The sequence below is a fragment of the Pseudomonas sp. R1-1 genome, assembly GCF_051132135.1.
In the GTDB taxonomy this organism is placed as follows: Bacteria; Pseudomonadota; Gammaproteobacteria; order Pseudomonadales; family Pseudomonadaceae; genus Aquipseudomonas.
Map to the genome: position 1 here is coordinate 4,526,302 of NZ_CP071663.1, position 25,109 is coordinate 4,551,410.

31 protein-coding genes are annotated in these 25,109 nt (G+C 59.9%); 16 read left to right on the forward strand and 15 right to left on the reverse strand.

From position 1 onward, the window contains the following. The first annotated feature begins 204 nt into the window (after positions 1-204). The 3 genes from J3P75_RS20270 to J3P75_RS20280 all read left to right on the forward strand — a co-directional run bounded on the left by J3P75_RS20270 (position 205) and on the right by J3P75_RS20280 (position 1,892). Entirely contained in the window at positions 205-336 is a 132-nt protein-coding gene (locus tag J3P75_RS20270; RefSeq protein WP_258450101.1) for a hypothetical protein, read from the forward strand. A gap of 70 nt (positions 337-406) precedes the next feature. Next, a complete protein-coding gene (locus J3P75_RS20275; RefSeq protein WP_434711350.1) occupies positions 407-589 on the forward strand; it encodes a hypothetical protein in 183 nt (60 codons plus the stop codon). 103 nt (positions 590-692) lie between these two features. Beyond that, positions 693-1,892, forward strand: a complete 1,200-nt coding sequence (locus J3P75_RS20280; RefSeq protein WP_434707946.1) for an MFS transporter — start codon at positions 693-695, stop codon at positions 1,890-1,892. Here the strand turns inward: J3P75_RS20280 and arfB are convergent. Further along, a complete protein-coding gene (gene arfB, locus J3P75_RS20285; protein ID WP_434707947.1) occupies positions 1,889-2,302 on the reverse strand; it encodes an alternative ribosome rescue aminoacyl-tRNA hydrolase ArfB in 414 nt (137 codons plus the stop codon). The genes J3P75_RS20280 and arfB overlap by 4 nt on opposite strands. A 242-nt stretch (positions 2,303-2,544) precedes the next feature. Beyond that, entirely contained in the window at positions 2,545-3,957 is a 1,413-nt protein-coding gene (locus J3P75_RS20290; protein ID WP_434707948.1) for an amino acid permease, read from the reverse strand. 894 nt (positions 3,958-4,851) lie between these two features. Between J3P75_RS20290 and J3P75_RS20295 the strand changes: the two genes are divergently transcribed. Both J3P75_RS20295 and J3P75_RS20300 read left to right on the forward strand, forming a co-directional pair. Continuing rightward, positions 4,852-4,989 carry a hypothetical protein gene (locus tag J3P75_RS20295; RefSeq protein ID WP_003222780.1) on the forward strand — a complete coding sequence of 46 codons (138 nt, stop codon included), beginning with the start codon at positions 4,852-4,854 and terminating at the stop codon, positions 4,987-4,989. A 71-nt stretch (positions 4,990-5,060) separates the two neighbouring features. Further along, positions 5,061-6,026, forward strand: coding sequence for a leucyl aminopeptidase (locus J3P75_RS20300; RefSeq protein ID WP_203421184.1), 966 nt, complete (start codon positions 5,061-5,063; stop codon positions 6,024-6,026). Between the two features lie 184 nt (positions 6,027-6,210). Here J3P75_RS20300 and rluB read toward each other — a convergent pair whose 3' ends face one another. The 6 genes from rluB to J3P75_RS20330 form a co-directional block, all read right to left on the reverse strand. Continuing rightward, positions 6,211-7,431: a 23S rRNA pseudouridine(2605) synthase RluB gene (rluB, locus tag J3P75_RS20305; RefSeq protein ID WP_434707949.1), complete on the reverse strand. Its 1,221-nt coding sequence runs from the start codon at positions 7,429-7,431 to the stop codon at positions 6,211-6,213. Positions 7,432-7,574: 143 nt separating this feature from the next. Next, entirely contained in the window at positions 7,575-7,766 is a 192-nt protein-coding gene (locus J3P75_RS20310; protein WP_090282312.1) for a DUF1289 domain-containing protein, read from the reverse strand. Between the two features lie 144 nt (positions 7,767-7,910). Then, complete coding sequence (scpB, locus tag J3P75_RS20315; RefSeq protein ID WP_434707950.1) at positions 7,911-8,870, reverse strand: SMC-Scp complex subunit ScpB; 960 nt, start codon at positions 8,868-8,870, stop codon at positions 7,911-7,913. An 11-nt stretch (positions 8,871-8,881) separates the two neighbouring features. Further along, the gene (locus J3P75_RS20320) at positions 8,882-9,580 is read right to left on the reverse strand and encodes a segregation and condensation protein A (RefSeq protein WP_172828192.1); all 699 of its coding nucleotides are present in this window, start codon (positions 9,578-9,580) and stop codon (positions 8,882-8,884) included. 123 nt (positions 9,581-9,703) lie between these two features. Continuing rightward, a complete protein-coding gene (locus J3P75_RS20325) occupies positions 9,704-10,333 on the reverse strand; it encodes an L-threonylcarbamoyladenylate synthase (RefSeq protein WP_016771124.1) in 630 nt (209 codons plus the stop codon). Positions 10,334-10,346: 13 nt separating this feature from the next. Then, on the reverse strand, positions 10,347-11,210 hold the full coding sequence (locus J3P75_RS20330; protein WP_434707951.1) for a PHP domain-containing protein: 864 nt from the start codon (positions 11,208-11,210) through the stop codon (positions 10,347-10,349). Positions 11,211-11,297: 87 nt separating this feature from the next. Between J3P75_RS20330 and J3P75_RS20335 the strand changes: the two genes are divergently transcribed. The 4 genes from J3P75_RS20335 to J3P75_RS20350 all read left to right on the forward strand — a co-directional run bounded on the left by J3P75_RS20335 (position 11,298) and on the right by J3P75_RS20350 (position 13,400). Next, positions 11,298-11,894 carry a septation protein A gene (locus J3P75_RS20335; protein ID WP_208938274.1) on the forward strand — a complete coding sequence of 199 codons (597 nt, stop codon included), beginning with the start codon at positions 11,298-11,300 and terminating at the stop codon, positions 11,892-11,894. Between the two features lies 1 nt (position 11,895). Further along, positions 11,896-12,195, forward strand: a complete 300-nt coding sequence (locus J3P75_RS20340; RefSeq protein ID WP_434707952.1) for a YciI family protein — start codon at positions 11,896-11,898, stop codon at positions 12,193-12,195. A 109-nt stretch (positions 12,196-12,304) separates the two neighbouring features. Beyond that, positions 12,305-12,715, forward strand: coding sequence for a translation initiation factor 2 (locus J3P75_RS20345; protein ID WP_090282308.1), 411 nt, complete (start codon positions 12,305-12,307; stop codon positions 12,713-12,715). 7 nt (positions 12,716-12,722) lie between these two features. Beyond that, positions 12,723-13,400, forward strand: a complete 678-nt coding sequence (locus J3P75_RS20350) for a response regulator transcription factor (RefSeq protein ID WP_208938276.1) — start codon at positions 12,723-12,725, stop codon at positions 13,398-13,400. Between the two features lie 163 nt (positions 13,401-13,563). On the opposite strand, the gene J3P75_RS20355 is transcribed toward J3P75_RS20350, so the two are convergent. Genes J3P75_RS20355 through J3P75_RS20365 form a run of 3 tightly spaced genes read right to left on the reverse strand, consistent with a single transcriptional unit; the run spans position 13,564 to position 15,219 of the window. Continuing rightward, positions 13,564-14,040, reverse strand: a complete 477-nt coding sequence (locus J3P75_RS20355; RefSeq protein ID WP_434707953.1) for a hypothetical protein — start codon at positions 14,038-14,040, stop codon at positions 13,564-13,566. After that, positions 14,015-14,713: a hypothetical protein gene (locus J3P75_RS20360; protein WP_434707954.1), complete on the reverse strand. Its 699-nt coding sequence runs from the start codon at positions 14,711-14,713 to the stop codon at positions 14,015-14,017. The genes J3P75_RS20355 and J3P75_RS20360 overlap by 26 nt, the downstream gene beginning before the upstream one ends. After that, positions 14,713-15,219, reverse strand: coding sequence for a PAAR domain-containing protein (locus J3P75_RS20365; protein ID WP_434707955.1), 507 nt, complete (start codon positions 15,217-15,219; stop codon positions 14,713-14,715). Before J3P75_RS20365 ends, J3P75_RS20360 begins: the two co-directional genes overlap by 1 nt. A gap of 316 nt (positions 15,220-15,535) precedes the next feature. Between J3P75_RS20365 and J3P75_RS20370 the strand changes: the two genes are divergently transcribed. Then, positions 15,536-15,988: a Spy/CpxP family protein refolding chaperone gene (locus tag J3P75_RS20370; RefSeq protein WP_090282306.1), complete on the forward strand. Its 453-nt coding sequence runs from the start codon at positions 15,536-15,538 to the stop codon at positions 15,986-15,988. Positions 15,989-16,164: 176 nt separating this feature from the next. Next, complete coding sequence (locus J3P75_RS20375; RefSeq protein WP_434707956.1) at positions 16,165-17,505, forward strand: ATP-binding protein; 1,341 nt, start codon at positions 16,165-16,167, stop codon at positions 17,503-17,505. A 111-nt stretch (positions 17,506-17,616) separates the two neighbouring features. Here J3P75_RS20375 and J3P75_RS20380 read toward each other — a convergent pair whose 3' ends face one another. Then, a complete protein-coding gene (locus J3P75_RS20380) occupies positions 17,617-18,183 on the reverse strand; it encodes a nitroreductase family protein (protein WP_203421176.1) in 567 nt (188 codons plus the stop codon). Between the two features lie 121 nt (positions 18,184-18,304). Between J3P75_RS20380 and J3P75_RS20385 the strand changes: the two genes are divergently transcribed. Then, entirely contained in the window at positions 18,305-19,759 is a 1,455-nt protein-coding gene (locus tag J3P75_RS20385; protein WP_090282303.1) for a TrkH family potassium uptake protein, read from the forward strand. Here J3P75_RS20385 and J3P75_RS20390 read toward each other — a convergent pair. Continuing rightward, entirely contained in the window at positions 19,716-20,777 is a 1,062-nt protein-coding gene (locus J3P75_RS20390; protein WP_203421175.1) for an AraC family transcriptional regulator, read from the reverse strand. The genes J3P75_RS20385 and J3P75_RS20390 overlap by 44 nt on opposite strands. Positions 20,778-20,941: 164 nt before the next feature. On the opposite strand from J3P75_RS20390, the gene J3P75_RS20395 reads away from it, so the two are divergent. Together J3P75_RS20395 and J3P75_RS20400 are read left to right on the forward strand one after the other, a co-directional pair. Further along, positions 20,942-21,253 carry a DUF962 domain-containing protein gene (locus J3P75_RS20395; RefSeq protein WP_332762095.1) on the forward strand — a complete coding sequence of 104 codons (312 nt, stop codon included), beginning with the start codon at positions 20,942-20,944 and terminating at the stop codon, positions 21,251-21,253. A gap of 14 nt (positions 21,254-21,267) precedes the next feature. Continuing rightward, entirely contained in the window at positions 21,268-21,858 is a 591-nt protein-coding gene (locus J3P75_RS20400; protein ID WP_434707957.1) for an HD domain-containing protein, read from the forward strand. A 118-nt stretch (positions 21,859-21,976) separates the two neighbouring features. Here J3P75_RS20400 and J3P75_RS20405 read toward each other — a convergent pair whose 3' ends face one another. Next, complete coding sequence (locus tag J3P75_RS20405; RefSeq protein WP_093103584.1) at positions 21,977-22,792, reverse strand: UDP-2,3-diacylglucosamine diphosphatase; 816 nt, start codon at positions 22,790-22,792, stop codon at positions 21,977-21,979. Positions 22,793-22,927: 135 nt separating this feature from the next. Here J3P75_RS20405 and J3P75_RS20410 point away from each other — a divergent pair, with 135 nt between their 5' ends. Next, positions 22,928-23,692, forward strand: coding sequence for an AraC family transcriptional regulator (locus J3P75_RS20410; protein WP_434707958.1), 765 nt, complete (start codon positions 22,928-22,930; stop codon positions 23,690-23,692). Between the two features lie 194 nt (positions 23,693-23,886). Continuing rightward, on the forward strand, positions 23,887-24,780 hold the full coding sequence (locus tag J3P75_RS20415; RefSeq protein ID WP_434591130.1) for a DMT family transporter: 894 nt from the start codon (positions 23,887-23,889) through the stop codon (positions 24,778-24,780). Here J3P75_RS20415 and J3P75_RS20420 read toward each other — a convergent pair. Then, positions 24,774-25,061 carry a SelT/SelW/SelH family protein gene (locus J3P75_RS20420; RefSeq protein WP_090282296.1) on the reverse strand — a complete coding sequence of 96 codons (288 nt, stop codon included), beginning with the start codon at positions 25,059-25,061 and terminating at the stop codon, positions 24,774-24,776. The two genes, J3P75_RS20415 and J3P75_RS20420, sit on opposite strands and share 7 nt — an antisense overlap. Between the last annotated feature and the right edge of the window lie 48 nt (positions 25,062-25,109).

Below are 25,109 nucleotides of genomic sequence, written 5' to 3' on the forward strand. Positions count from 1 at the left end.
CGGAGCGTGGGAACGATCAACACACCGCGATCGCGAGCAGGCTCACTCCTACATTGTTTTGTGTTGACCTCTCGCCCCTGCGGCCATCTGTCGCATTAATTTGAATTAAAAGTCTGATTGTCATTTTTCCTGCTGTATCCTGCGCAGGCTTTGTAAAAGCGCGGAGCACCTGATCTATCAACAGACTTAGCGAGGAGCGCAACCATGCACGAGATTCCCAATCTCCCCTTCCCAAGCCTGCACGTACCTGAGCAGACGACCCCGCAACACGCCGGTGCCGAAAAGCCCGAGCCGCAAGAAGCCGCTGACAGCCGCAAAGCCGACAGCGAAGCGTAAGACCCGCCGTACAGACCGTGTGGAAAGCGCTAACATGCGCTTTCCACACTGCCTGAAACCCGAGCCCGCCATGACCGACGAATTCTCCGAAAGCCAAGCCGCCGTCCTGATCGGTGCGACCGAGAAAATGATCGACATCTGGAACCGCCTCTCCCCGAAGAAACAGGCTGCCCTGCTCGCACGTTTCGGCAGCGAAGAAAACGCCCTCGCCGCGTTGGTCACCACGCAATTGGTCGCTCCGGCCAAGCCCTGATCGCGCCGCCCGGCAAATAGTTTTACTTTTCCCCGCCTCTGATCGGTTCACGCCGGTATCATGAGCAGCCTATCTAATCTGCTGCTCCCGTGGATCGTTACCCATGTCGTCCTCTATACCCGAGCCCCAGCGCCCACTGGCGGTTACGCTGCAAGTCGTTTCCATCGTCCTTTTCACCTTTATCGGTTACCTGAACATCGGCATCCCCTTGGCGGTGTTGCCCGGTTACGTGCACAGCGACCTCGGTTTTGGCGCGGTGATCGCCGGGCTGGTGATCAGCGTGCAATACCTCGCCACCCTGCTCAGCCGCCCCTATGCCGGCAAGATCATCGATAACCAGGGCAGCAAACGCGCGGTGATGATCGGTCTGGCCGGCTGCGGCTCGAGCGGTGTGTTCATGCTGCTTTCGGCCTGGATGCAAAGTCTGCCACTGTTCAGCCTGATCAGTCTGTTGATCGGCCGTCTGGTATTGGGCAGCGCCGAGAGTCTGGTCGGCTCCGGCTCGATTGGTTGGGGCATCGGCCGCGTCGGTGCGGCCAATACCGCCAAGGTGATCTCCTGGAACGGCATCGCCAGTTACGGCGCGCTGGCGATCGGTGCACCGTTCGGCGTCTGGCTGGTGGGCCGGTTGGGCCTGTGGAGCATGGGCGTCAGCATCATCATGCTGGCCCTGCTCGGCCTGGCGCTGGCGTGGCCAAAAACCGCCGCGCCGATTGTTGCCGGTGAGCGCCTGCCGTTCATCCATGTGCTGGGCAAAGTCTTCCCCCATGGCTGCGGCCTGGCGCTGGGCTCGATCGGTTTCGGCACCATCGCCACGTTCATTACCCTGTATTACGCGACGCAGCACTGGGAAAACGCGGTGCTGTGCCTGAGCCTGTTCGGCGCCAGCTTCATTGGCGCGCGGCTGCTGTTCGGCAACCTGATCAACCGCCTCGGCGGCTTCCGCGTGGCGATTGCCTGCCTGTCGGTGGAAACCCTCGGGTTGCTGCTGCTGTGGATCGCACCGGATGCACACTGGGCGCTGGCGGGTGCGGCGTTGAGCGGGTTTGGCTTCTCCTTGGTTTTCCCGGCGCTGGGCGTCGAGGCAGTGAATCTGGTGCCGGCCTCAAGCCGTGGTGCGGCAGTCGGCGCTTACTCGCTGTTCATCGACTTGTCGCTGGGCATCACCGGGCCATTGGCAGGGGCGATTGCCGCGGGCTTCGGTTTTGCCTCGATCTTTCTGTTTGCTGCGCTCGCGGCGCTGAGCGGGCTCGGCCTGAGCGTCTATCTGTACAAGCACACCGCGAAGTACCGCCAGGACTAGAAGTCGATCTTGCCGCGCCCGGCCTTGATGTCGCCACGCTTGGACTTGGATTCGAGCCGGCGCTTCTTCGAGCCGAGGGTCGGCTTGGTCGGGCGACGTTTCTTTTCCACTTTGATCGCGCTGAGAATCAGCTCGACCAGCCGCTCCAGCGCATCGGCACGGTTGGCTTCCTGGGTGCGGTATTGCTGAGCCTTGATGATCAACACACCGTCGCTGGTAATGCGACTGTCACGCAGCGCCAGCAGCCGTTCCTTGTAGAACTCGGGCAGCGATGAGTTGGGAATGTCGAAGCGCAGGTGCACGGCGCTCGACACCTTGTTGACGTTCTGCCCACCGGCGCCTTGCGCGCGGATGGCGGTCAGCTCGATCTCGGCATCGGGCAGATGCACGTTGTTGGAAATCACCAGCATGGAAAAGCGTCCGTATTCAGAGGGTGCAGGATAACCCGAAACAGCACTTCAGCCTGTTGGAGATCAAAACTGTGGGAGCTAGCCTGCTAGCGATAGCGGAGTGTCAGCCACCAACGAAATAACTGAACTGACGCCATCGCTAGCAGGCTAGCTCCCACCGGGTTCAGTGCAGGGCCAATTTCTCCATTTCAGAAACAACAAACCCGGCACTCTGGCCGGGTTTGTCGTTTCTGCTCATGCGGTTACTTGGCGATCACCGGGACCGCCTGCTGCGCACTGCGCTTGTTCTTGATCAGGTAGCAGACCCACATGAACACCACCCACACCGGAATCGCGTACACCGAGATCTGAATGCCCGGGATCAGCAACATCACGCCGAGGATGAACACCACGAACGCCAGGCAGACGAAGTTGCCGTACGGGTACCACAACGCCTTGAACAGCGGCGTCTGTCTGGTCTGGTTCATATGCTGGCGGAACTTGAAGTGCGAGTAGCTGATCATCGCCCAGTTGATCACCAGCGTCGCAACCACCAGCGACATCAGCAGCTCCAGCGCATGTTGCGGGATCAGATAGTTGAGCAGCACCGCGACCAGGGTCACCGCCGCCGAAGCCAGAATCGAACGCACCGGCACGCCGCGCTTGTCGATCTTCGCCAGGCCTTTCGGCGCATCGCCCTGCTCGGCCATGCCCAGCAGCATGCGGCTGTTGCAGTAGGTGCCGCTGTTGTACACCGACAGCGCTGCGGTCAGCACGACGAAGTTTAGGATGTGCGCGGCGGTGTTGCTGCCGAGCATCGAGAACACCTGCACGAACGGGCTGCCGCTGTACGAATCGCCGGAAGCATTGAGGGTTTCCAGCAGGCTGTCCCACGGTGTCAGCGACAGAAGGATTACCAGCGCGCCGATGTAGAAAATCAGGATGCGGTAGATCACCTGATTGATCGCTTTCGGGATCACGGTTTTCGGCTTGTCGGCTTCGGCTGCGGTGAAACCGAGCATTTCCAGACCGCCGAAGGAGAACATGATGATCGCCATGGCCATCACCAGACCGCTGACGCCATTGGGGAAGAATCCGCCGTGAGACCACAGGTTGCTGACCGAAGCTTGCGGGCCGCCGTTGCCGCTGACCAGCAGGTAGCTGCCCAGGGCAATCATGCCGACGATGGCCACGACTTTGATGATCGCAAACCAGAATTCGGCTTCACCGAAGACTTTGACGTTGGCCAGGTTGATCGCGTTGATCAGCACGAAGAATGCCGCCGCCGAGACCCAGGTCGGGATGTCCGGCGCCCAGTAATGAATGTACTTGCCGACGGCGGTCAGCTCGGACATGCCCACCAGAATGTACAGAATCCAGCAGTTCCAGCCCGACAGGAAACCCGCGAAGCCGCCCCAGTATTTGTGCGCAAAATGGCTGAAGGAACCGGCCACCGGCTCTTCAACGATCATCTCGCCCAGTTGGCGCATGATCATGAAGGCGATAAAGCCGCAGATGGCGTAGCCGAGGATCATCGACGGGCCAGCGGATTTGAGCACCCCGGCCGAGCCGAGGAACAATCCGGTACCGATCGCGCCACCGAGAGCGATCAGTTGAATGTGGCGATTTTTCAGGCCGCGTTTCAGCTCGCCTGACTGCGAGGGTTGTCCACTCATGAAAAAGGTCTCACGCAAGGTTTGATGGTGTGCAGTAGACGTTGCTGCAAGGTTGCGATTTCAGGCAGCCCCGATCAAACCCCAGCGCAGGCACCAGGAGTTCAGCTTGTTTACAACGGTCATGCGTCACCTGCTTGTTTTTATCTGTGACGAAATCGAACCCGGCACGCTTGTGGCGCGACGGAGTGAACAAGGCGGGTAGCCTTGAGATTTGCGCGATTACGCAGAGGGTCACAGTTAAAACGCGGCGCATTGTACACCGCTAACCCCCTGCTGCCAGACTCCGCTGGATCAGCGTGTCGGTTGCCGGGATTGCGTGTGTCCGCCCCGAGAGGTTCGGGCGGCTGCAAAAAATGAGTCAGGCCTTTGCAGACCATCGGCGAGGACGAGGAAAAAACCGTCCCACGGAGTGAGGTGGAGATCAGTCACGGCGTTCATTGCGCCTCCTTCTTGTTATGCGCCTGCACGACAGGCATGGGCCGCATATCACCTTGCAAACGCCGCTGAAACAAGCGCGCCAGAGCCTCGCGCGGCACCCGGCAGGCCGGCGTTCGGCAGGTTTTCCTTACAGCGCTTCGCTTGCTCGCCATTCAGGCGACCTGGTGCGGATTTTCGTAAATATTTTCTGACAATGCGTAACGTAAAGTTTCCATTCCAGAACATTCTGTCAGACGTCTGCAAATTGACGGTAGCTAGCTTGCTATTGAAATACGCAGGCTAGTTTTTTGTTTTCAAATAAGAAAAACCGCCGTTAAAAACAGAACAAAAAGTCTATTTAAAAATTAAATGGATAATTTTTTGCATTACAAAATTAGCTGAACTAGGTTTCTCACGACTCGTCGGCCACCTCGACCGGCCAGTCATAAACCGTGAAAGTCATCTAGGAGATCGACCATGCAAGCACTGGAAAAAGACTTGGATACCGAACTGCAACTGGACGAATGGTTTGAAGCACCGACCCATGAGGCCGCCGTGGAAATGATGCAAGCCGACGCGGTCGTGCCGTTCGGCACGGCGATGTGGCCTCTGTAAGACATCCCGGGCAGGCACGGTCCGGCCGGTCGTGCCTGCCGCTTCATTTCCCGGTCAGTCAGGGAGGACTCATGGATAAGCCCCGCGCCATCTCGCATTTCCTTTACTACCTCGAACACCACCCTGCCCTTGCCGGCCTCGATTCGGCGAAGGTATTGCTCGGCCACACCGCCGATTACCAAGCCCTGACCGGCGCCATCGCCGAACAGGCCGGCGAACATCCACGTTTTCGTTTCAGCGCCTGCCGCCTGGATCTGGAAAGCACCGCAGCGCTGGCCGAGGCGATTGCCGACAGCGATCTGTACATTTTCTTCTATGACTCTTCGACTTTGCCCAACCCGCGCCCCGACGGCCCGGAATTTGTCCGCGCGCTGCAAGCGGTGATGGCGGAAAACTGGAAGAAGTCGCTGCTGTTCAAGGATTACGGCGATTATTTCTACGACACCTTCAGCGTCACCCCGCAGCGCATCGCCGGCCTCAACAGTCATTTGATCCAGCGAATGTCCCAGGCGACCACGTTGAGCTTCAAGGACGATGACGGCTCATGGTTCGAAACCCCGCTGAGCAGCATCAAGAAATGGACCGACATCAACGGTGTCGGCAACTTCGACCTGGCTCCCGGTGAAATCGCCACGCACAGCGAAGCCATCAACGGCCACGTGAAATTCAAGGGCACCTTTCTCAGCACCATTCCGTTTGCGCGCAAGTACGGCGTACTGGAATCGCCGCTGGAATTGTGGATAGAGAACTCGACCATCAGCCGCATCGCCACCGACGTGCCGGGGCTGGAGCATGATTTCAACAAATACCTCGACGCCAACCCGTCGAACCGACGCATCGAAGAACTGGGGATTGGCACCAACGAAGGTGTGAAGGATTTGTACGCGCGCAATGCCGGGTTCGAAGAGCGGCATTGTGGGTTGCACCTTGGGCTGGGTGGTGGAGCCAAGGGCAGTCATCACCTGGACCTGATTTTCTCCGGCGGGGTGTTGGCGCTGGATGACAAACCAGTATTCGATGGGCGATTTGTCTTCTGATCCTGGGTTTGTGTGAGGCCACTGGCGCCATCGCGAGCAGGCTCACTCCTACAGGGGAACGCATTTCAAATTGTAGGAGTGAGCCTGCTCGCGATAGCTATTTCCCAGCCACCGCACACTTTCGCCAGATGAAAAAAAACGCCAACCCTGCGGTTGGCGTTTTTTCATTCGGCACTAAACCCGATTACTCCGGCTTCTTGCGTCCAAACCCCGGACGCTGACCCGAACCTGCCGGTGCGCCGCGGCGCTTGCCCGAGGGCTTGTCGCCGTCGACCAGTTTGATCCCCGGACGCTTCGGCGCCGGTTTGGCCGGGCGCTTGTTGGTGGCGTCCGCCGGACGATCCGCCACTGGCGTGCCTCGACCGGCCGGTGCACGACCTTCGCCACGCTCGGTACGGCCGTTGGCTGGACGCGGAGCGCGCTCGCCGTCACGGGCGACCGGCTTGCGACCCGGGCGCTCGCCTTCGATCTGCGGCTCACGGCTTGGGCGCGGCGCGGTAGGTGCGCCAGCGGCAGGACGCAGGGTGCGCACGCGCTCGGTCTTGGCCATCGGCCGCGACGATTTGCGCTGCATGCGTTCCAGTTTGTCCTTGCTCTTGGCGTTCAACTGCGGCATCGCCACCGGCGTCAGGCCGACTTCAGCGCTGAGCACGTCGACTTCGTACTGGCTCATTTCGCGCCAGCGGCCCATCGGCAGGTCGGAATTGAGGAACACCGGACCGAAACGCACGCGCTTCAGGCGGCTGACCACCAGACCCTGCGATTCCCACAGTCGGCGCACTTCACGGTTGCGCCCTTCCATGACCACGCAGTGGTACCAGTGGTTGAAACCTTCGCCGCCCGGGGCCTGTTGAATGTCGGTGAAACGCGCCGGGCCATCTTCCAGCACCACGCCGGCTTTCAGACGCTCGATCATCTCGTCGTCGACTTCACCGCGTACACGCACGGCGTATTCACGGTCCATCTCGTAGGACGGGTGCATCAGGCGGTTGGCCAGTTCACCGTCGGTGGTGAACATCAGCAGACCGGTGGTGTTGATGTCGAGACGACCGATGTTGATCCAGCGGCCTTCTTTCGGACGCGGCAGCTTGTCGAACACGGTCGGACGGCCTTCCGGGTCGTCACGGGTGCAGATTTCGCCATCGGGCTTGTTGTACATGATCACGCGGCGGACCGACTCGGCGGCTTCTTCGCGCTTGATCACCTTGCCATCGATGGTGATGGCGTCGTGCATGTCGACGCGCAGGCCGAGGGTGGCGTCTTTGCCATTGACCTTGATGCGGCCCTGGCTGATCCAGGATTCGACGTCACGGCGCGAGCCTACGCCGATACGGGCGAGGACTTTCTGCAGCTTTTCGCCTGCCGGGCCGATTTCCTGGTCGTCTTTCTGATTGATGTCACTCATCTGGGCACCTCCCGGTGTGGTCTGTTCAGGCGGCGCCTGAAGCATTGGAATCTGGTCTTCGGGCCGAAGGGATCGGCGAAGGGTCGCGAATCATACGCGGATGTACGGGATTGCGCATCAGAGACTAGCTGATCGAGCGCAGGTTATTTGTTTTTCCGCCGACCGGCACCGCGCAGTTTGATCAGGCGCAACGCGGCTTCGGCGAGCACGGTGCGCTTGTCGTCCTTGTCGAGTTTCTTCCAGGCCTTGATTTCGCGCTTGCTGCGGCCGCAGCCGAGGCAGATGTCGTCGGAGAATTTGCAGAGGCTGATGCAGGGGTCTTTGGTGGAACTCATCGCTGTCTCCAGAAACACACAAATCCCTTGTAGGAGTGAGCCTGCTCGCGATAGCGGTGTGTCTGACAAGGAGATGTCGACTGACACACCGCTATCGCGAGCAGGCTCACTCCTACAGGGGACGGCGGTGTTCTTTAAATGGGCTCAGTCCTCGAACTCGCGCCGTTCGGCCTCGATGGCTTCGGCCAGTGCGCGGGCTTCGGCTTCTTCTTCGCTGAGCTCGGGCTCCGGCGGTTCGAGGGCGGCGACGGCGGCCAAGAGTTTCTCACGGGCTTCGGCAACACCCAGAACGTCGTCTTCAGCTTCGGCTTCAAGCTCGGCTTCTGGTTCAACGTCAAAGGTCGGCTCGCTCAGCTCGGGCTCGCTGATCGATGTGTCAACATCAGCCCCATCGCGCAGCAAATCATCGAAGTCGGTCTTGATCCCCTCCTCCATGCTGTCCAGCTCCAGCAGCAGGCTGTGGAAACTGGTTTCTTCCTTCTCCTCCTCCGGTTCAGCACTGGCATCGGCCAGTTCCTGCAGACTCTGCGGCACCGGCGCGTCGTCGAAATCGAGGACTGGTTCGGCCTCCATCTCGCGCAGTTCGGCCAGCGGCGGTAGGTCTTCGAGGTTCTTCAGGTTGAAGTGATCGAGAAACGCCTTGGTGGTGGCGAACATCGCGGGCTTGCCCGGCACGTCGCGGTAGCCGACTACGCGGATCCACTCACGCTCGAGCAAGGTCTTGGTGATGTTGCTGTTGACCGCCACACCACGCACGTCTTCGATCTCGCCACGGGTAATCGGCTGGCGATAGGCGATCAACGCGATGGTTTCGAGCAAGGCGCGCGAATAACGCTGCGGGCGCTCTTCCCAGAGTCGGCCAACCCACGGCGAGAATTTTTCGCGGATTTGCAAGCGGTAACCCGACGAGACTTCCTTGAGTTCGAAGGCGCGGCCCTCGCAGGACTTGCCCAGCAAAGTCAGGGCTTTCTTGAAGACCGCCGGCTCCGGCCGCTCGCCTTCTTCGAACAGTTCATACAGGCGCTCAAGCGATTGCGGTTTTCCCGAGGCCAACAGAAAGGCTTCAAGCAGGGGCGCCAGCTCACGGGGTTCAGTCAGGTTCATACAAGGACTCGTTATTCGGCTCGGGCTCGCACGTGGATCGCGGCGAACGGCTCATTCTGCACCAGCTCGACCAAGGATTCCTTGACCAGTTCAAGGATCGCCATAAAGGTCACCACCACACCGAGGCGACCCTCTTCGGCGGTAAACAGCTCGACGAACGGCACGAAACCACCGCCCTTGAGCCGCTCCAGCACATCGCTCATGCGCTCGCGGGTGGACAGCGCTTCGCGGCTGACCTGGTGACTTTCAAACATGTCGCCACGGCGCAACACTTCGGCCATGCACATCAAAATCTCTTCCAGCGCCACGTCGGGCAACAGCTTGCGCGCCCGCGCTTCCGGGGCATCCAGCTTGGGCACGATCACATCGCGACCGACCCGGCTCAGGCCATCGATGCCTTCGGCAGCGGCCTTGAAGCGTTCGTACTCCTGCAAGCGACGAATCAGTTCGGCGCGCGGGTCGTCCTCTTCGTCTTCGACGGTTTCGGCGCGCGGCAGAAGCATGCGCGATTTGATCTCGGCGAGCATCGCCGCCATCACCAGATACTCGGCGGCCAGTTCCAGACGCACCGACTGCATCAGCTCGACATAACCCATGTACTGGCGGGTGATTTCCGCCACCGGGATGTCGAGGATGTTGATGTTCTGTTTGCGGATCAGGTACAGCAGCAGGTCGAGTGGGCCTTCGAAAGCTTCGAGGAAGACTTCCAGCGCATCCGGCGGAATGTACAGATCCAGCGGCATTTCCATGACTGCCTGGCCATAGACCATGGCAAACGGCAGTTCCTGCTGGGCGCCGGCCTGGGGATCGACGACGGTTTCCACTGCGGACATTCAGGCCTCGACCATGAACGGCGTCGGGTCGCCGCAACCGACGCGGACCACTTCCGGGTCGTCGCCGGTCAGGTCAATCACCGTGGACGCCTTGATGCCGCCGAAACCGCCGTCGATGATCAAATCGACCTGATGCTCGAGCAACTGGCGCATTTCGTACGGATCGCTGAGCGGGTCTTCATCGCCGGGCATGATCAGCGTCACGCTCATCAGCGGCTCGCCGAGTTCGGCCAGCAGCGCCAGCGCGATCGGATGGCTCGGTACGCGCAGGCCAATGGTGCGCTTTTTCGGGTGCAGCAACAGGCGCGGCACTTCGCGGGTGGCGTTGAGAATGAAGGTGTACGGGCCCGGCAGATGCGCCTTGAGGATCCGGAACGTGCCGGTGTCGATCTTGGCGTAGTTGCCCAATTGCGACAGGTCGCTGCAGATCAGCGCGAAGTTGTGTTTCTCGTCGAGCTGACGCAACCGGCGCACGCGCTCGATGGCGGTCTTGTCACCGATCTGGCAACCGATCGCGTAGGAGGAGTCCGTGGGATAGATCACCACCCCGCCCTTGCGGATGATCTCGACCGCCTGTTTGATCAGGCGCGCTTGCGGGTTTTCCGGATGTATCTGGAAAAATTGACTCACATTCTCTACCTGTTCAGACGGCGGCAATAACTGGGTCATGTTTGAACCGACACCACAGGGGTGGAAGGTCCTCGGGAACCGGCCGGTACTGGCCGATCTCGGACCAGCCGCCAGGGCCATGGAAGTCACTGCCGGCGCTGACCAGCAGACCGAACTCACGGGCAAGGATCGCCAGGCTGCCCACCTGTTCCGCAGGCTGATAGCCATTGACCACTTCAATGGCATGCCCGCCCGCTTGAATATAGTCGGCAATCAGCTTGCGGCGCTTGCTGCGGGTGAAATCATAGTGCCACGGGTGCGCCAGGCTGACCCAGGCACCGGCGGCGCGCAGCGTGCCGACGGTGTCTTCCAGTGTCGGCCAGTGCAGCTTGACGTCACCGAGCTTGCCGGCGCCGAGCCATTTGCGAAATGCCTCGGCGCGATCCTTGACGTAACCTTCGCGCACCATCCAGTCGGCGAAATGCGGACGGGCCGGCGCGTTGCCGCTGTCACCCAGTTCCTGCTGGATCTGCCGGGCGCCGTCGAGGGCACCGGGCATGCCCTTGAGGGCGAGTTTGCGGCTTATTTCTTCCGACCGCAGCCAGCGACCATCGTGCAATCTGGCGATCGCTTCGACCAACGGCGCGGCGTTGACGTCGAAACCGTAGCCCAGCACATGAATGGTCGCCCCGCCCCAGGTACAGGACAATTCGACGCCGTTGATCAGTTGCATGCCCAGCTCAGTGGCGGCCGTGCGCGCTTCGGCGAGGCCTTCAAGGGTGTCATGGTCGGTCAACGCCAGGACTTGCACGCCGTTTTCAAACGCACGCGCAACCAGAACCGCAGGCGCCAGGGCGCCATCGGAGGCCGTGCTGTGGCAGTGCAAATCGACATTCACGGGGAGTTGTAACCTCAAATCAGCTGGCGCTATCGCGCGCCCATATGTTTGTTATTATGCCGCCACATCCAGCTTCTGGCTCTCACTGTGAAACAATTCATCGATTTCATCCCGCTTCTGCTGTTTTTCATCGTTTACAAACTTGATCCACGGGTCGTCGATATCGCTGGCCAGCAAGTCACCGTAGGCGGTATCTACAGCGCCACGGCGATGCTGATCATCAGCTCCCTGGTGGTCTACGGCGCGCTGTTCATCAAGCAACGCAAGCTGGAAAAGAGCCAATGGCTGACCCTGATCGCCTGCCTGGTGTTCGGCAGCCTGACGCTGGCCTTCCACAGCGAAACCTTCCTGAAATGGAAGGCGCCGGTGGTCAACTGGCTGTTCGCTGCGGCCTTCATCGGCAGCCACTTCATCGGTGACCGCCTGCTGATCAAACGCATCATGGGCCACGCGCTGACCCTGCCGGACCCGGTCTGGACACGCCTGAACATCGCCTGGATCGGGTTTTTCCTGTTCTGCGGCGCCGCCAACCTGTTCGTCGCCTTCACCTTCCAGAGCATCTGGGTCGACTTCAAGGTGTTCGGCAGCCTGGGCATGACCGTGCTGTTCCTGGTCGCACAGGGCATTTACCTGTCGCGTCACCTGCACGACGCCGATACCACAACACCAAAAACCGAGGACTGACATGCTCTACGCCATCATTGCCACCGACGTCGCCAACTCGCTCGAAGCCCGCCTCGCCGCGCGCCCGGCGCATCTGGAACGCCTGCAAGCGCTCAAGGGCGAAGGCCGCATCGTGCTCGCTGGCCCGCACCCGGCGGTCGACAGCAATGATCCGGGCGCTGCGGGTTTCACCGGCAGCCTGATCGTCGCCGAATTCGAGTCGCTGAGCGCCGCGCAGGCCTGGGCGGACGCCGATCCGTACATCGCTGCCGGCGTCTACGCCAATATCGTGGTCAAGCCGTTCAAGCAAGTCCTGCCTTAAGCCTGCCCCCACGCGGTGAACCTTGTCGGTTCATCGCGTTCTCAATCGCTCATTATTCTCGTTTGCCTGCCGACAACCTGCCCAATATCCATTGCAAACAGGTGTCGCGATGCGCAAGGGTCCGTTGTGTCTGATGTGGGTCACGTTGTCGATCATGGCGCCCGCCCATGGTGAGGAAATCACTGATGGCGGCAGTTCCACGCCATTTTCGCTGAGCGCCGGCAGCCAGATCACCGAGTTGCAGCAGCGCCTCAAGGCCAGCGAGCAACAACGAGAAGAACTGAGCAAACAACTGCAAAATGCCGACAACACCCGTGAAAGCGCCCAGCTTGCCCGGTTGCGCCAGGAGAACCAGCGCCTGAAGCTGCAACTCAAGGAAGCGCAGGCCAGTCCGCTGCCGCGTCTGCTGACCGATCAGCAACAGTGGTTCGTCACGGGCGCCGGGGTAGCGCTATTGGCGCTGCTCTGCGGTATCTTTGCCAGTGGAGCAAGCCGAAAACGTCGGCAATGGCTAAATTGAGTGAGTCATGAGCGAGCTGTTATTGATTGATGATGACCAGGAGTTGTGTGAACTCCTGAGTAGCTGGTTGAGCCAGGAAGGCTTCCAGGTGCGCGCCTGCCACGATGGTCAGAGTGCCCGCAAGGCCTTGGCCGAAACCGCTCCGGCGGCGGTGGTGCTGGACGTGATGCTGCCCGACGGCAGCGGTCTGGAACTGCTCAAGCAATTGCGCAACGACCACGCCGATCTGCCGGTGCTGATGCTCTCGGCCCGCGGCGAGCCGCTGGACCGCATCCTCGGTCTGGAGCTGGGCGCCGACGATTATCTGGCCAAGCCCTGCGATCCGCGCGAACTGACCGCCCGCCTGCGCGCCGTGTTGCGCCGCAGTCACCCGGCCGCGGTGTCGACGCAGCTTGAACTTGGCGACCTGAGTTTCAGCCCGGTGCGCGGTGTGGTCAGCATCGATGAAAAAGAACAGACCCTCACCGTTTCTGAAAGCCGCTTGCTCGAAGCCTTGCTTAAGCAGCCTGGCGAGCCGCTGGACAAGCAGGAGCTGGCGCAGATCGCCCTTGGCCGCAAGCTGACGCTGTATGACCGCAGCCTCGATATGCATGTCAGCAACTTGCGCAAGAAAATCGGCCCTCACCCGGACGGCCGGCCGCGGATCGTTGCGTTGCGTAGTCGGGGTTACTACTACAGCCTATAAGACTTGCGCCCTGTAGGAGTGAGCCTGCTCGCGATGGCGGTGTGTTAGTCAACACATTCTTGTCTGACACACCGCCATCGCGAGCACGCTCACTCCTACAGAGGGGGACATGATCATTTCCACGCTCTGTATGGGAATGGAGCCGTCGGTGGGTTTGCAGTGGTCAATCGGGCATCGAACGAATAATGTCGGCCAAATCGTCCTTGGTTATCTCGTTAGCCTTAATGGCAGCGGCAATGTCTTTTTTGGAAAGTGGAAAACGCTTGAAAACTTCTTTCAAAGTATCCGTATCAACATTTGCCAGCCAGAGCGGATCAATGAAAGAACCGCCATACTCAGGCTTCATCGGTACTTCTTCGTGGGCAATCGTGCCCTTATGATTGAGATACACCACATAACGATCATGCCCTTCAGGAAAGCTTTTATCGTGATATAAAGTAGTACCTTGCGGCAGCACGTAGTAATTCTCGTCGCCGTTTGGGCCCTCGATCAGCAACGGCTCCTTAGTTTTTATCATCTTCATATCGTGCCCCTTCGCGTTATCATCAAAAATCAGAAAAGCCAAAAAAATCGCATTGACGGATAAAGCTGCCGCCAGCCATAAACCGAGTCGCTTATTTGTAAACGTTTTTCTTATCATAGGGTGCCTCAGAATTCGCTTCGAGCATGGCTTGTAAGTCCGCAGGCATGAAGATTCCATCCTGCGGACTACTTTGCGTACGCGCGGCCTGCCGTTCGATGAAAGAAAGACCCCGCATTTCGTTATATTTCGAAGGGTTATACACAATTGACTTACCCGAAACCTTTGCACCTGCAATCGTCACTGTTGTGCAGTTATACGTGGTCGGGTGATAGTTTGAAGGAAGGACATAACGTGCTGACGACGATGTTTTTCTCCTCTGCTCTTTTTGCTGAGCGATAACAGCATCGAAATGAGCGATCACAGCCTCAGCCTTTGCGTTATCCAAAAAATAAACAAAACCTGTCGTGGTACGCCCTAAGCTATTTTCACCAGAGATATAAGCTTTGAAAGAAGTCCAGACATTCAGCACGCCCTCACCCTCGCTATCAAACGTACCCCATGTCTTACCATACCGGCCAAAGTCGTAAGTGATATCTTTGCTACCGACCACGACATGTAAAGCTGCGTGTCCGAAAGGATGTTCTTCTTTATCGCGAGTGTAAGGGCCTCCCACCAGTATTTCCATATAGGCACCAGACACGACCACCTGGTTAGTCTTCGTTGTTTTCCCTGACACGCCCGTGTTCTTTGCTGACTGTGTTGTGCTAGTAGATTGAGTGGGCTGAACCATTAAAGATGTTCCGTATCTTCAAGTTTCGGAAACTTTATGCTGCAACTTCCCCTGGGAACATTTGCAACATGCACAAAGCCATTTTCGTCAAGCAAGCCTGTCAACAAGGTGCCATCGGGGAGCGTCAATTCATACGCCTCGTTGGCGATAGGCTCATCTCTTTCGTTAAGCAACTGAAACTCAACGAAAGTCTTTTCTTTCAAGAATTGCGAGAAGAAGCTTGTGGGAGCGCCACCACCAGACTCACCGACGAAGGTGTCGGGCGATCCAGCAGTGATTGTCGCTCCGCATGCCGTCAGGGAGCCAACATGGGCGACATCTTTCCCCAAACCGAAAACATGGGGAGCGCCGGTCGTTATGGGATTGCTGCCGTGAATTGGACAGGAATAAAGATCTCCAACCAAAGCTACGGGTATCGAATTAACAAAAATTGGACTGGACCCAGTGCTGATATTCCCGCCGTGACTCCCTGGGTCTCCGAGCCTTGCGACCGGCTTTCCTGCCATCGTTTCTCTCCTTTGAATTTCACCATGAGCAGATGTTACCTGACTTTGAAGACCTCTCAACAATCCGAGTGATGTCCTTTGTTACCACGCTCTGCTTGGCAGCAGACTCATTCGACGCGGAGCATCCCCCGTCTCAAATCAAAAGATCGCAGCCTTCGGAAGCACATTGGTTCGCGGGTCGTTCACATGGGTGTTTGTCAGCTCAATGACAAATCGTCTTTACCCAAGCTTTACGCTGTACTGACCGCCGCTGACCTTGATCTGCGTAATCTGCACTCATCCGGAACGTACCGGGAACGAGACAAGGAGATACACCATGCGCAAGACTCTTATCGCTCTGATGTTCGCTGCCGCTCTGCCAACCGTCGCCATGGCCATGCCGCAGGATGGCGGTCCGATGGGTGGCCCGCTTGACGGTCCGCGTCACGGCGGTCAGATGCACGGCGGCATGCACGGCAAGGGCCCGTACAGTCAGCTCGATCTGTCCCGCGAACAGCGCGAGCAGATTCGCAAGATCATGGGCGAGCAGATGCACGAGCGTAAGCAAGTGGTCGACAAGTACCTGGAAAAACTCTCGCCAGCGGACCAGAAGGCCATGAAGGACGAGATCGCGGCCAACCACAAGAAAGCCGAGTCCGATGTCCGCGCCCTGCTGAAGCCGGAGCAACAGAAGCAGTTCGACGAGATCCAGAAAAAGCGCGCTGAACGCCGTGCCGAGTGGGCCGAGTTCAAAGCGTGGAAAGCGCAGCAGGCGCAAAAGGCGCAATAATGGTTTGACCTTGGGCCCGACGGCTGACCCCGTCGGGCCTGTTTTCAACGATCCACATGCAGGAGTGAGCCTGCTCGCGATAGCGGTGTATCAGACAAGTATGAATTGGCTGATACACCGCTATCGCGAGCAGGCTCACTCCTACATTGGGTTTTGTGTGTTTTTGAGGAGTTTCTGTGCGTTCACTGTTCTGGCGTATTCTCGCGAGCTTCTGGCTGGCGATTGCTCTGGTCGCGGGGCTGTCGATTCTGCTCGGGCACATGCTCAACCAGGACGCGTGGATTCTCAGCCGCCATCCCGGCCTCAATACGCTGGCCAGTGAATGGACGCAAACCTACGAAGCCCAAGGCGAAGAGGCCGCGCAGAACATCCTCGAACAGCGCAAGCGCCAGTATCACATCGACGTTCAAGTGCTCAATGAAACCGGCGACCCGGTCGTACGCGGCACTTTCCCACGCCGTGCCGCCGCGTTCGAAGCGCGGCAGAACAACGACGACCGCCGCTTGCCGTGGCGGCGTCTGACCGATGAGATCACCAGTGAAAAAACCGGTGATACCTACCTGTTCATCTACCGCATCCCGCACCCGGAACTCGACGCCTGGCACCGCGAAAGCCTGCTCTGGCCGCTGAGTGCGCTGGGCATTGCACTGGTGGTGCTGACGCTGTTCAGTCTGCTGGTGACGTTCTCGATCACCCGCCCGCTCAGCCGCTTGCGTGGCGCGGTGCATGATCTGGGGCAAACCACTTATCAGCAGAACAGCCTGGCCAAACTGGCCAACCGCCGCGATGAATTCGGCGTCCTTGCCACCGACTTCAACCGCATGGGCGCGCGCCTGCAAAGCCTGATCAGCAGCCAGCGCCAACTGCTGCGCGATGTCTCTCACGAACTGCGTTCACCACTGGCACGGCTGCGCATCGCCCTGGCATTGGCGGAACGAGCAAGCCCTGAAGAACGGGAAAAGCTCTGGCCACGGCTGACCCGCGAATGTGATCGGCTCGAAGCCTTGATCAGTGAGATTCTGGTGTTGGCGCGGGTCGATGCCGACAACGCCAGTGCGGAAGAGGTGGACCTGAATGCGCTGCTCGGCGCCTTGCAGAAGGATGCGCAACTGGGCTCACCGGAGCAGACCGTGCGTCTCGAAGCTGAGCAGCAACTGCATCTGAAAGGCTGGCCGACCATGATCGAGCGTGCGGTGGATAATCTGCTGCGCAATGCCCAGCGCTTCAACCCGCCGGAGCAGCCGATTGAATTGCAGGCTTCGCGTCAGGGCGAGCGGATCGTCATCAGCGTGCGCGACCATGGGCCGGGGGTGCAGGCTGAGCATCTGAGTCAGTTGGGCGAGCCGTTTTACCGGGCGCCGGGGCAGACGGCGGCGGGGCATGGGTTGGGCCTGGCGATTGCCAAGCGGGCGGCGGAGCGGCATGGCGGCACGCTGGTGTTGGCGAATCATCCGCAGGGTGGGTTTGTGGCGAGTCTGGAATTGCCGTTGGTGCCGGGGATTATCGTCCAGCCCTGAACAAACTCTGTAGGAGTGAGCCTGCTCGCGATTGCGGTGTGTCAGTTGATAAAAAATTGACCGACACACCGCAATCGCGAGCAGGCTCACTCCTACATTTGATCGCGAATGTCAGGCGTTACCAGGCCAGGCGCTGACGAACTCGCTCAGATCAACTTTCTCAGCCACACGCGGCTCTTTCTGCGGCGTGCCAAGGTACAAGAATGCGATGACTTCTTCGCCTTCTGCCAGCCCTAAGCCTTTGGCCACATGACTGGAATACGCCAGATCCCCAGTCCGCCACACCGCACCAATCCCCTGCGCATACGCCGCCAGCAAAATCCCGTGCGCCGCGCACCCGGCGGCGAGCAATTGCTCGGCCTTGGGGTATTTGACGTGCTCCTGCAGTTTCGCAATCACCACCACCACCAGCGGTGCACGCAGCGGGCCGTTGCGGGCCTTGTCGATCATCGCTTCGGTGACTTCGCCTGCCTGCATTTGCGCAGCCTCGGCCAGCAACTCGCCCATTTGCTCACGCGCGGCGCCTTCGACGGTCAGGAAACGATACGGCTGCAGATGCCCGTGATCCGGCGCGCGCAGGGCGGCGCCAAACAGGGCTTCGCGCTGCTCGGCAGTGGGGGCCGGTTCGACCAGTCGGGGAACGGAAACACGGTTGAGCAACGCGTCGAGAGCCTGCATCGGCCACCTCCTTTGAAAAATGTGCGGCTATTCTAGCTTTAACTGTGCAGCGCCTGCCGGTTTACATGCCCTGCCCCGCAGGTAGAATGGCGCCCTTCTTCCATCAGCCCGAGCGGATTTCATGGCGTTGCCGACCTTACGGACCATTGGTTTCATCATCGGCATTTTCCTGATTACCCTGGCTGTGGCCATGGTCGTGCCGATGGCCACCCTGGTGATTTTCGAGCGCACCAGCGACCTGCCGTCCTTCCTCTGGGCGAGCATGATCACCTTCGTCGCCGGCCTCGCACTGGTGATTCCCGGCCGTCCGGAACACGTTCACCTGCGCCCGCGAGACATGTATCTGCTGACGGTCAGCAGCTGGCTGGTGGTGTGCATTTTTGCCGCACTGCCGTTCTTGCTGACCCAGCACATCAGCTACACCGATTCGTTTTTCGAGAGCATGTCAGGCATTACCGCCACCGGTTCTACGGTGCTCAACGGCCTCGACACCATGTCGCCGGGCATCCTGATGTGGCGCTCAATGCTGCACTGGATCGGCGGCATCGGCTTTATCGGCATGGCGGTGGCGATTCTGCCGCTGTTGCGCATCGGCGGCATGCGCCTGTTCCAGACCGAATCTTCAGACCGCTCGGAAAAGGTCATGCCGCGCTCGCACATGGTGGCGCGGCTGATCGTGGCGGCTTACGTTGGCATTACCATCCTCGGCAGCCTCGCGTTCTGGTGGGCAGGGATGAGCCCGTTCGATGCGATCAACCACGCGATGTCGGCGATTTCCACCGGCGGTTTTTCCACCTCCGACCAGTCGCTGGCGAAATGGACGCAGCCGGCGGTGCATTGGGTAGCGGTCGTGGTGATGATCCTTGGCAGCCTGCCGTTCACCCTGTACGTGGCGACGTTGCGCGGCAATCGCAAGGCGCTGATCCGCGATCAACAAGTGCAGGGGCTGCTGGCGATGTTGCTGGTGACGTGGTTGGTGCTCGGCACCTGGTACTGGTGGACCACCAAGCTGCACTGGCTCGAAGCTCTGCGCCATGTAGCGCTGAACGTGACGTCGGTGGTCACTACCACCGGGTTCGCCCTCGGCGACTACAGCCTGTGGGGCAACTTTTCGCTGATGTTGTTTTTCTACCTGGGCTTTGTTGGCGGCTGTTCCGGCTCGACGGCGGGCGGGATCAAGATTTTCCGTTTTCAGGTCGCCTATATCCTGCTCAAGTCCAACCTCAATCAGTTGATTCACCCGCGAGCGGTGATCAAGCAGAAGTACAACGGTCATCGCCTCGACGAAGAGATCGTGCGCTCGATCCTGACTTTTTCGTTCTTCTTCGCCATCACTATCTGTGTGATCGCCTTGCTGCTGTCGTTGCTCGGCGTCGACTGGATGACTGCGCTGACCGGCGCGGCGAGCACCGTGTCCGGGGTAGGCCCCGGCCTGGGCGAAACCATCGGCCCGGCCGGCAACTTCGCCACCCTGCCGGATGCGGCCAAGTGGATTCTGTCGGCCGGCATGCTGCTCGGCCGACTGGAGATCATTACGGTGTTTGTGCTGTGTATTCCGGCGTTTTGGCGTCACTGACCGCGTTCGGCGCTTGCAGCAACCGCGCCCGATAATCACCGGGCGTGGTGTCGAACCAGCGGCGGAAGGCGCGAAAGAAATTGCTCGGGTCGGCGAAGCCCAGCAGGTAGGCGATTTCCAGCAAGGTCATGCTCGGTTGCGCCAGGTACTGTTCGGCAAGTTCGCGGCGCGTGTCGTCGAGTAATTGCTGAAAACTGGTGCCCTCCTCCTGCAAGCGACGCTGCAAGGTGCGCTGCGACAGATGCAGGGTCTGCGCCACGGTGTCGCGCTTGGGTTCGCCCTGCGGCAGCAAGCGGCACAGCACTTGCCGTGCCTTGTGCGTCACGCGGCTCTCGGAAAACCGCGCCAGATATTCCCCGGCAAAACGATCATGCAACAGCGCCATTGCTTCGTTGGCGGTGGGCAGCGGCGCTTCCATGTCGGCGCGCTTGAAAATCAGCGCGTCGTACGGCGCGCCGAACACCAGCGGCGCGTGGAAGGCTTGTTTATACGGTTCGAGGTCGGCGGGTTGATCGCCCTGCAGCAGCACCTTGACCGGGTGCAGTGGGCGCCCGCTGAGCCAGCCGCACAGGGCCAGTGCGCAGGCCAGCGAGGCTTCGGCGCTTTGCCGGGTCGGCGGCAGGTGATCGCCATGCACGGTCAGAATCAGCCCGTAACCTTCATCGAGCAAACGAAAACTCAGGTCCGCACTTTCGGCAATGATGCGCTGATAGCGCACCAGCCGTTGAAAACCTTCGGCCAGGGTATTGCTCGACATCAGCGCATAACCGGCGACATGAAACGAGGCCGGTCGGACCACCTTGCCCATGTTCAGGCCGATCGCCGGGTTACCGGACAAGTCGACTGCACGTTGCCAGAGCCGGGTCATGGAGTCTTGCGTGAAACGCGCATCCGGATCATCCAGCGCTGCGTAATCGAGCCCCAGTTGCTTGAACAGAACCCGGCAATCCAGGCCGTCCATCTCCAGCGCTTTGACAATCCCCATCGCCCAGCTTGCAGAAGTCGTTCGTTCGCTCATGGCGTTTTTCTTATACATGATGGGCCGCATGTTACGGCCCGATTTGCGAAGGATACTAAAGTGGCGCCGATTGTCACTGGCCCACCCCCATGATCACTCTAGACTCAAATAGGCTACCCGCCGCACAACTCGTCGCCAGAACAATAACCACAGAGATCGCAGTCGTGGAAAACGTAAAGCAATTCAACAGCTTCGCTGAGTTCTACCCGTATTACCTCAGCGAGCACAGCAACAGCACCTGCCGGCGCCTGCACTTCATCGGCACCAGCCTGGTGATTTTCATCCTCGCCCTGACCATCGCCAAAGGCGCGTGGCTGCTGTTGCTGGCCTTGCCGCTGGCCGGCTACAGCTTCGCCTGGGTCGGGCATTTCTTCTTTGAAAAGAATCGACCGGCGACTTTTCAGCATCCGCTGTACAGCCTGTTCGGTGACTTCGTCATGTACCGCGACATGATTCTGGGTCGCGTAGCGTTCTGAAGGAGGGTCCGCCCATGAATGCCACTTCCCGCTTTACTCATATGAAGGACGGCACCGAGGAAGATTGGGCAATCATCGCCGCCGACTTCAGCGCCTATGCCAGACAGCTGCCGGCGCGGATCGTCACGCACCTGAAATTGCTTGAAGGTGATTTCGGCGGGTTTCCGGTGGATCGACTGACTCATTCACTGCAAACCGCGACCCGTGCGTTTCGTGATGGCCGCGATGAGGAATATGTGGTCTGCGCGTTGCTGCACGACATCGGCGACACCCTCGGTTCGTACAACCACCCGGACATTGCTGCGGCGATTCTCAAGCCCTTCGTCAGCGCCGAAAATCTGTGGATGGTCGAGAAACACGGGGTGTTTCAGGGCTATTACTTCTTTCACCACCTGGGCATGGATCGGCACCTGCGCGAGCAATTCAAGGAGCACCCGCAGTTCCAGGCGACCGCCGAGTTCTGCGCCAAATACGATGCGGCGGCGTTCGATCCGGCGTATGACACGCTGCCGTTGAGCTTTTTCGAGCCGATGATGGAGCGGCTGTTTGCGCAGCCGAAGAACTCGATTTACAAAGCCGCAATGGAGCAACACAGCCCAGCCTGATGGTGACTCGGGAACCGCTGCGCGGTTCATCGCGAGCAGGCTCACTCCTACAGGGGAACGCATTTCAAATTGTAGGAGTGAGCCTGCTCGCGATGAGGCCAGCGCGGCCAGCCGAGAACTATGCCAGCTCCGTGACCTTGGCAGCCTTGAGCTGCGCCTCGCGCGCCTGCGCATCCGCCAGCCGATACAGCTCGATCGTGCCGTCCCAGTGCTCGATCAACGCCGTGCACGATTCCACCCAGTCGCCGCAGTTGAGGTAATCCACCTCGCCGACTTTGCGGATCTCGGCATGGTGGATGTGCCCGCAGACCACACCATGCAACTCGCGCTTGACGCATTCATGGGCGATAGCTTCTTCGAAGTCGCTGATGAAACTCACCGCGGTTTTGACCTTGTGTTTCAGGTACGCCGACAACGACCAGTAGCCATAGCCATAACGCGCCCGCCAATGGTTGAGCCAGCGATTGAGGGTCAGGGTGAACTCGTAGGCGGAGTCGCCGAGGAAGGCCAGCCAGCGGTGATAACGGGTGATCACATCGAACTGATCGCCATGGATCACCAGCAGATGGCGACCATCGGCGGTGACGTGCACCGCCTCGTCGACCAGCTGGATATTGCCCAGAATCAGTTTCGAATAGCGGCGCAGGAATTCGTCGTGGTTACCGGTGACGTAGATCACTTCGGTGCCGCGCTTGCTCATGGTCAGCAAGCGGCGGATCACGTTGGTGTGTGCCTGCGGCCAGTACATGCCGCCGCGCAGTTTCCAGCCGTCGATAATGTCGCCGACCAGGTAGATCTTGTCGGCGTGGTAACCCTTGAGAAACTTCGACAAGTGTTCCGCCTGGCAATCGCGCGTGCCCAGGTGCACGTCGGAAATCCACAGGGTTCGCACCCGTTGCTTGCGGCTGGGTCTGGCGAGCTCGGCGCTGGTCATGGGCAACCCTCTGCGATGTTTTCGCCATCGTGCACCGGCCCGGTGAATCGACCATGACAAGCGCAAGTCAGTCCTGTGACAACGCAGCCTTGCGGCGTCGGTGTAGACTGGCGACCACTGCGGAGACTGCCTGCCATGCGACCGATCCTCACCCTGCGTCACTACACTCGCGACCTGATCGTGCACAGCCACGACCACGCGCAATTGGTATTCGGGCTGTCCGGTGCGCTGGATTTCGAGGTCGAAGGTTGTGGCAGCCAGGTGCGCCAGCAAAGTTTTGTGGTGATTCCGTCCGGCGCCCATCACGCCTGTGGCAGCCCCGGCGGCAGCCGCTGTCTGGTGCTCGACGTCCCCGACGGAATGTGGCTGACGGATTCACTGGGTGAGCATGCCGACGCCAGTCGCCGCTTGCTCGATCAGCCGGGGCGGTTGTCGCTGGATGCGGGGCAAAGCCAGTTGGTCAGTTGGCTGGCAAACAGCCCGGTCGCCGATCCGTTGATTGCCCAGCAAGGCGCGGTGTTGCTGCTGGCCAGCCTGAATCACGCGCAACCTGCCGAACTCGCGGCTCGCCGCCTGCCCTATGCCGCGCTGGATGCGCACATCGAGCAATACGCTGCCTATCCGCTGCAAGTCGCCGATCTGGCGCGGGTCGCCGGGTTGTCCAGCGCACGGTTGCACGCACGCTTCATGGCGGAGTGCGGGCAGACACCGATGGATTACATCCGCAGTCGGCGCCTGCATCTGGCGGTGCAATTATTGCGCGACACAGCGCTGCCAATCGGCGAAATCGCCAGCCGCGTCGGCTATGCCTCGCAGAGTGCGTTTTCTGCTGCGGTGCTCCGTGAGTTCGGTGCGTCTCCGCGTCAGTTGCGGCGCGATTCCTGCGACAAAAGTCGCTAGCCTGCCGACAGACTTGCCGGGCAATCCGCGGTTCAATGCAATAGCTGCCGTAGATGATTGATCGTTCCCACGCTCCTGCGTGGGAATGCAGCCCGTGACGCTCCGCGTCACTGGACGCAGAGCGTCCCTGGAGGCATTCCCACGCGGAGCGTGGGAACGATCAAAGTCCCACGTATTTGGAATAAAGGATTGCAATGACTCCGCGTACCGCCCTCGGCGCTCTGCACATCGGCGCTTTGATGTTTGGCCTGACCGGTGTGTTCGGCAAACTCGCTGCCGCCTCGCCCGCGGTGATCGTCTTCGGTCGCGCCGCGTTCGCCGTACTCGCCCTCGCCTTCTTTGCCCGCTTCGCCAGTCAGCACGGCTGGCAAAAACTCCAGGCCGTGGACTGGCGTCGCCTCGCGCTCAGCGGCGTATTGCTGGCCGGGCACTGGGTGAGTTTTTTCCTCTCGGTGAAAGTCGCCGGCGTGGCCATCGCGACGTTGGGCTTTGCCAGTTTTCCGGCCTTCACGGTAATTCTCGAAGGGCTGATCTTTCGCGAACGCATCCGCGCCAACGAGATGCTGCTGGTGCTGCTGGTCAGTGTTGGTCTGATTCTGGTCACGCCGGCCTTTGACCTGGGCAGTGGCGCGACCATCGGTCTGCTCTGGTCGGTGTTGTCGGGGCTGCTGTTTTCGCTGTTGTCGCTGACCAACCGCGCCAGCTCCGGGCGGATTCCCGCAGTGCAGGCGGCGTTGTGCCAAAACGTCGTGGTGGCGCTGTGTCTGTTGCCGGTCGCGGCGCCGCAACTGAGCGCAGTGCGCGCGCTGGACTGGTTGTGGATCGCCCTGCTCGGGGTGTTCTGCACCGGGGTCGCGCACAGTCTGTTCGTCGCCAGTCTGGCGGTGATCAAGGCGCGCACGGCGGCAGTGGTGTTCGCCATGGAGCCGGTCTACGGCATCACCATCGCCTGGCTGCTGTTCGATGAGAACCCGACGCCGAAAATGTTACTTGGCGGCGCACTGATCATTGTCGCCATCGTCGTCTCAGCGCGGATGTCCGGGCATGCCGAGAAGAAAGCCGTCGCCGCCGAGGCCGCGTCTCACTGAGTGCGGTCGTTGTGGCCGAGGTCGCGCTCCGGGTCGATTCGGTCACGAACCCTTTGTTTCAGCACCTTGGCCTCGGGAAAACCGCCGTCAGCCTTGCGTTCCCATATCTGCACGCCATCACAACTGATGTGGAATATCCCGCCGGTACCCGGCACCAGCGACACTTTGCCGAGGTCGTCGCCGAAGGTGCTGAGCAGTTCCTGCGCCAGCCACGCGGCGCGCAGCAGCCATTGGCATTGCGTGCAATAAGTGATGACAACTTCTGCTTTTGCGACAGTCATGTTCGCTGAAACTCCTGAGACAGAGGGCGCCGCTATAATAGCCGGCTT

Coding starts and splice junctions, on each gene's coding strand:
- J3P75_RS20270 (WP_258450101.1), top strand. CDS start 205: ATGCACGAGATTCCCAATCTCCCCTTCCCAAGCCTGCACGTACCTGAG.
- J3P75_RS20275 (WP_434711350.1), top strand. CDS start 407: ATGACCGACGAATTCTCCGAAAGCCAAGCCGCCGTCCTGATCGGTGCG.
- J3P75_RS20280 (WP_434707946.1), top strand. CDS start 693: ATGTCGTCCTCTATACCCGAGCCCCAGCGCCCACTGGCGGTTACGCTG.
- arfB (WP_434707947.1), bottom strand. CDS start 2,302: ATGCTGGTGATTTCCAACAACGTGCATCTGCCCGATGCCGAGATCGAG.
- J3P75_RS20290 (WP_434707948.1), bottom strand. CDS start 3,957: ATGAGTGGACAACCCTCGCAGTCAGGCGAGCTGAAACGCGGCCTGAAA.
- J3P75_RS20295 (WP_003222780.1), top strand. CDS start 4,852: ATGCAAGCACTGGAAAAAGACTTGGATACCGAACTGCAACTGGACGAA.
- J3P75_RS20300 (WP_203421184.1), top strand. CDS start 5,061: ATGGATAAGCCCCGCGCCATCTCGCATTTCCTTTACTACCTCGAACAC.
- rluB (WP_434707949.1), bottom strand. CDS start 7,431: ATGAGTGACATCAATCAGAAAGACGACCAGGAAATCGGCCCGGCAGGC.
- J3P75_RS20310 (WP_090282312.1), bottom strand. CDS start 7,766: ATGAGTTCCACCAAAGACCCCTGCATCAGCCTCTGCAAATTCTCCGAC.
- scpB (WP_434707950.1), bottom strand. CDS start 8,870: ATGAACCTGACTGAACCCCGTGAGCTGGCGCCCCTGCTTGAAGCCTTT.
- J3P75_RS20340 (WP_434707952.1), top strand. CDS start 11,896: ATGCTCTACGCCATCATTGCCACCGACGTCGCCAACTCGCTCGAAGCC.
- J3P75_RS20345 (WP_090282308.1), top strand. CDS start 12,305: ATGCGCAAGGGTCCGTTGTGTCTGATGTGGGTCACGTTGTCGATCATG.
- J3P75_RS20350 (WP_208938276.1), top strand. CDS start 12,723: ATGAGCGAGCTGTTATTGATTGATGATGACCAGGAGTTGTGTGAACTC.
- J3P75_RS20355 (WP_434707953.1), bottom strand. CDS start 14,040: ATGATAAGAAAAACGTTTACAAATAAGCGACTCGGTTTATGGCTGGCG.
- J3P75_RS20360 (WP_434707954.1), bottom strand. CDS start 14,713: ATGGTTCAGCCCACTCAATCTACTAGCACAACACAGTCAGCAAAGAAC.
- J3P75_RS20365 (WP_434707955.1), bottom strand. CDS start 15,219: ATGGCAGGAAAGCCGGTCGCAAGGCTCGGAGACCCAGGGAGTCACGGC.
- J3P75_RS20370 (WP_090282306.1), top strand. CDS start 15,536: ATGCGCAAGACTCTTATCGCTCTGATGTTCGCTGCCGCTCTGCCAACC.
- J3P75_RS20380 (WP_203421176.1), bottom strand. CDS start 18,183: ATGCAGGCTCTCGACGCGTTGCTCAACCGTGTTTCCGTTCCCCGACTG.
- J3P75_RS20385 (WP_090282303.1), top strand. CDS start 18,305: ATGGCGTTGCCGACCTTACGGACCATTGGTTTCATCATCGGCATTTTC.
- J3P75_RS20390 (WP_203421175.1), bottom strand. CDS start 20,777: ATGAGCGAACGAACGACTTCTGCAAGCTGGGCGATGGGGATTGTCAAA.
- J3P75_RS20400 (WP_434707957.1), top strand. CDS start 21,268: ATGAATGCCACTTCCCGCTTTACTCATATGAAGGACGGCACCGAGGAA.
- J3P75_RS20405 (WP_093103584.1), bottom strand. CDS start 22,792: ATGACCAGCGCCGAGCTCGCCAGACCCAGCCGCAAGCAACGGGTGCGA.
- J3P75_RS20410 (WP_434707958.1), top strand. CDS start 22,928: ATGCGACCGATCCTCACCCTGCGTCACTACACTCGCGACCTGATCGTG.
- J3P75_RS20415 (WP_434591130.1), top strand. CDS start 23,887: ATGACTCCGCGTACCGCCCTCGGCGCTCTGCACATCGGCGCTTTGATG.
- J3P75_RS20420 (WP_090282296.1), bottom strand. CDS start 25,061: ATGACTGTCGCAAAAGCAGAAGTTGTCATCACTTATTGCACGCAATGC.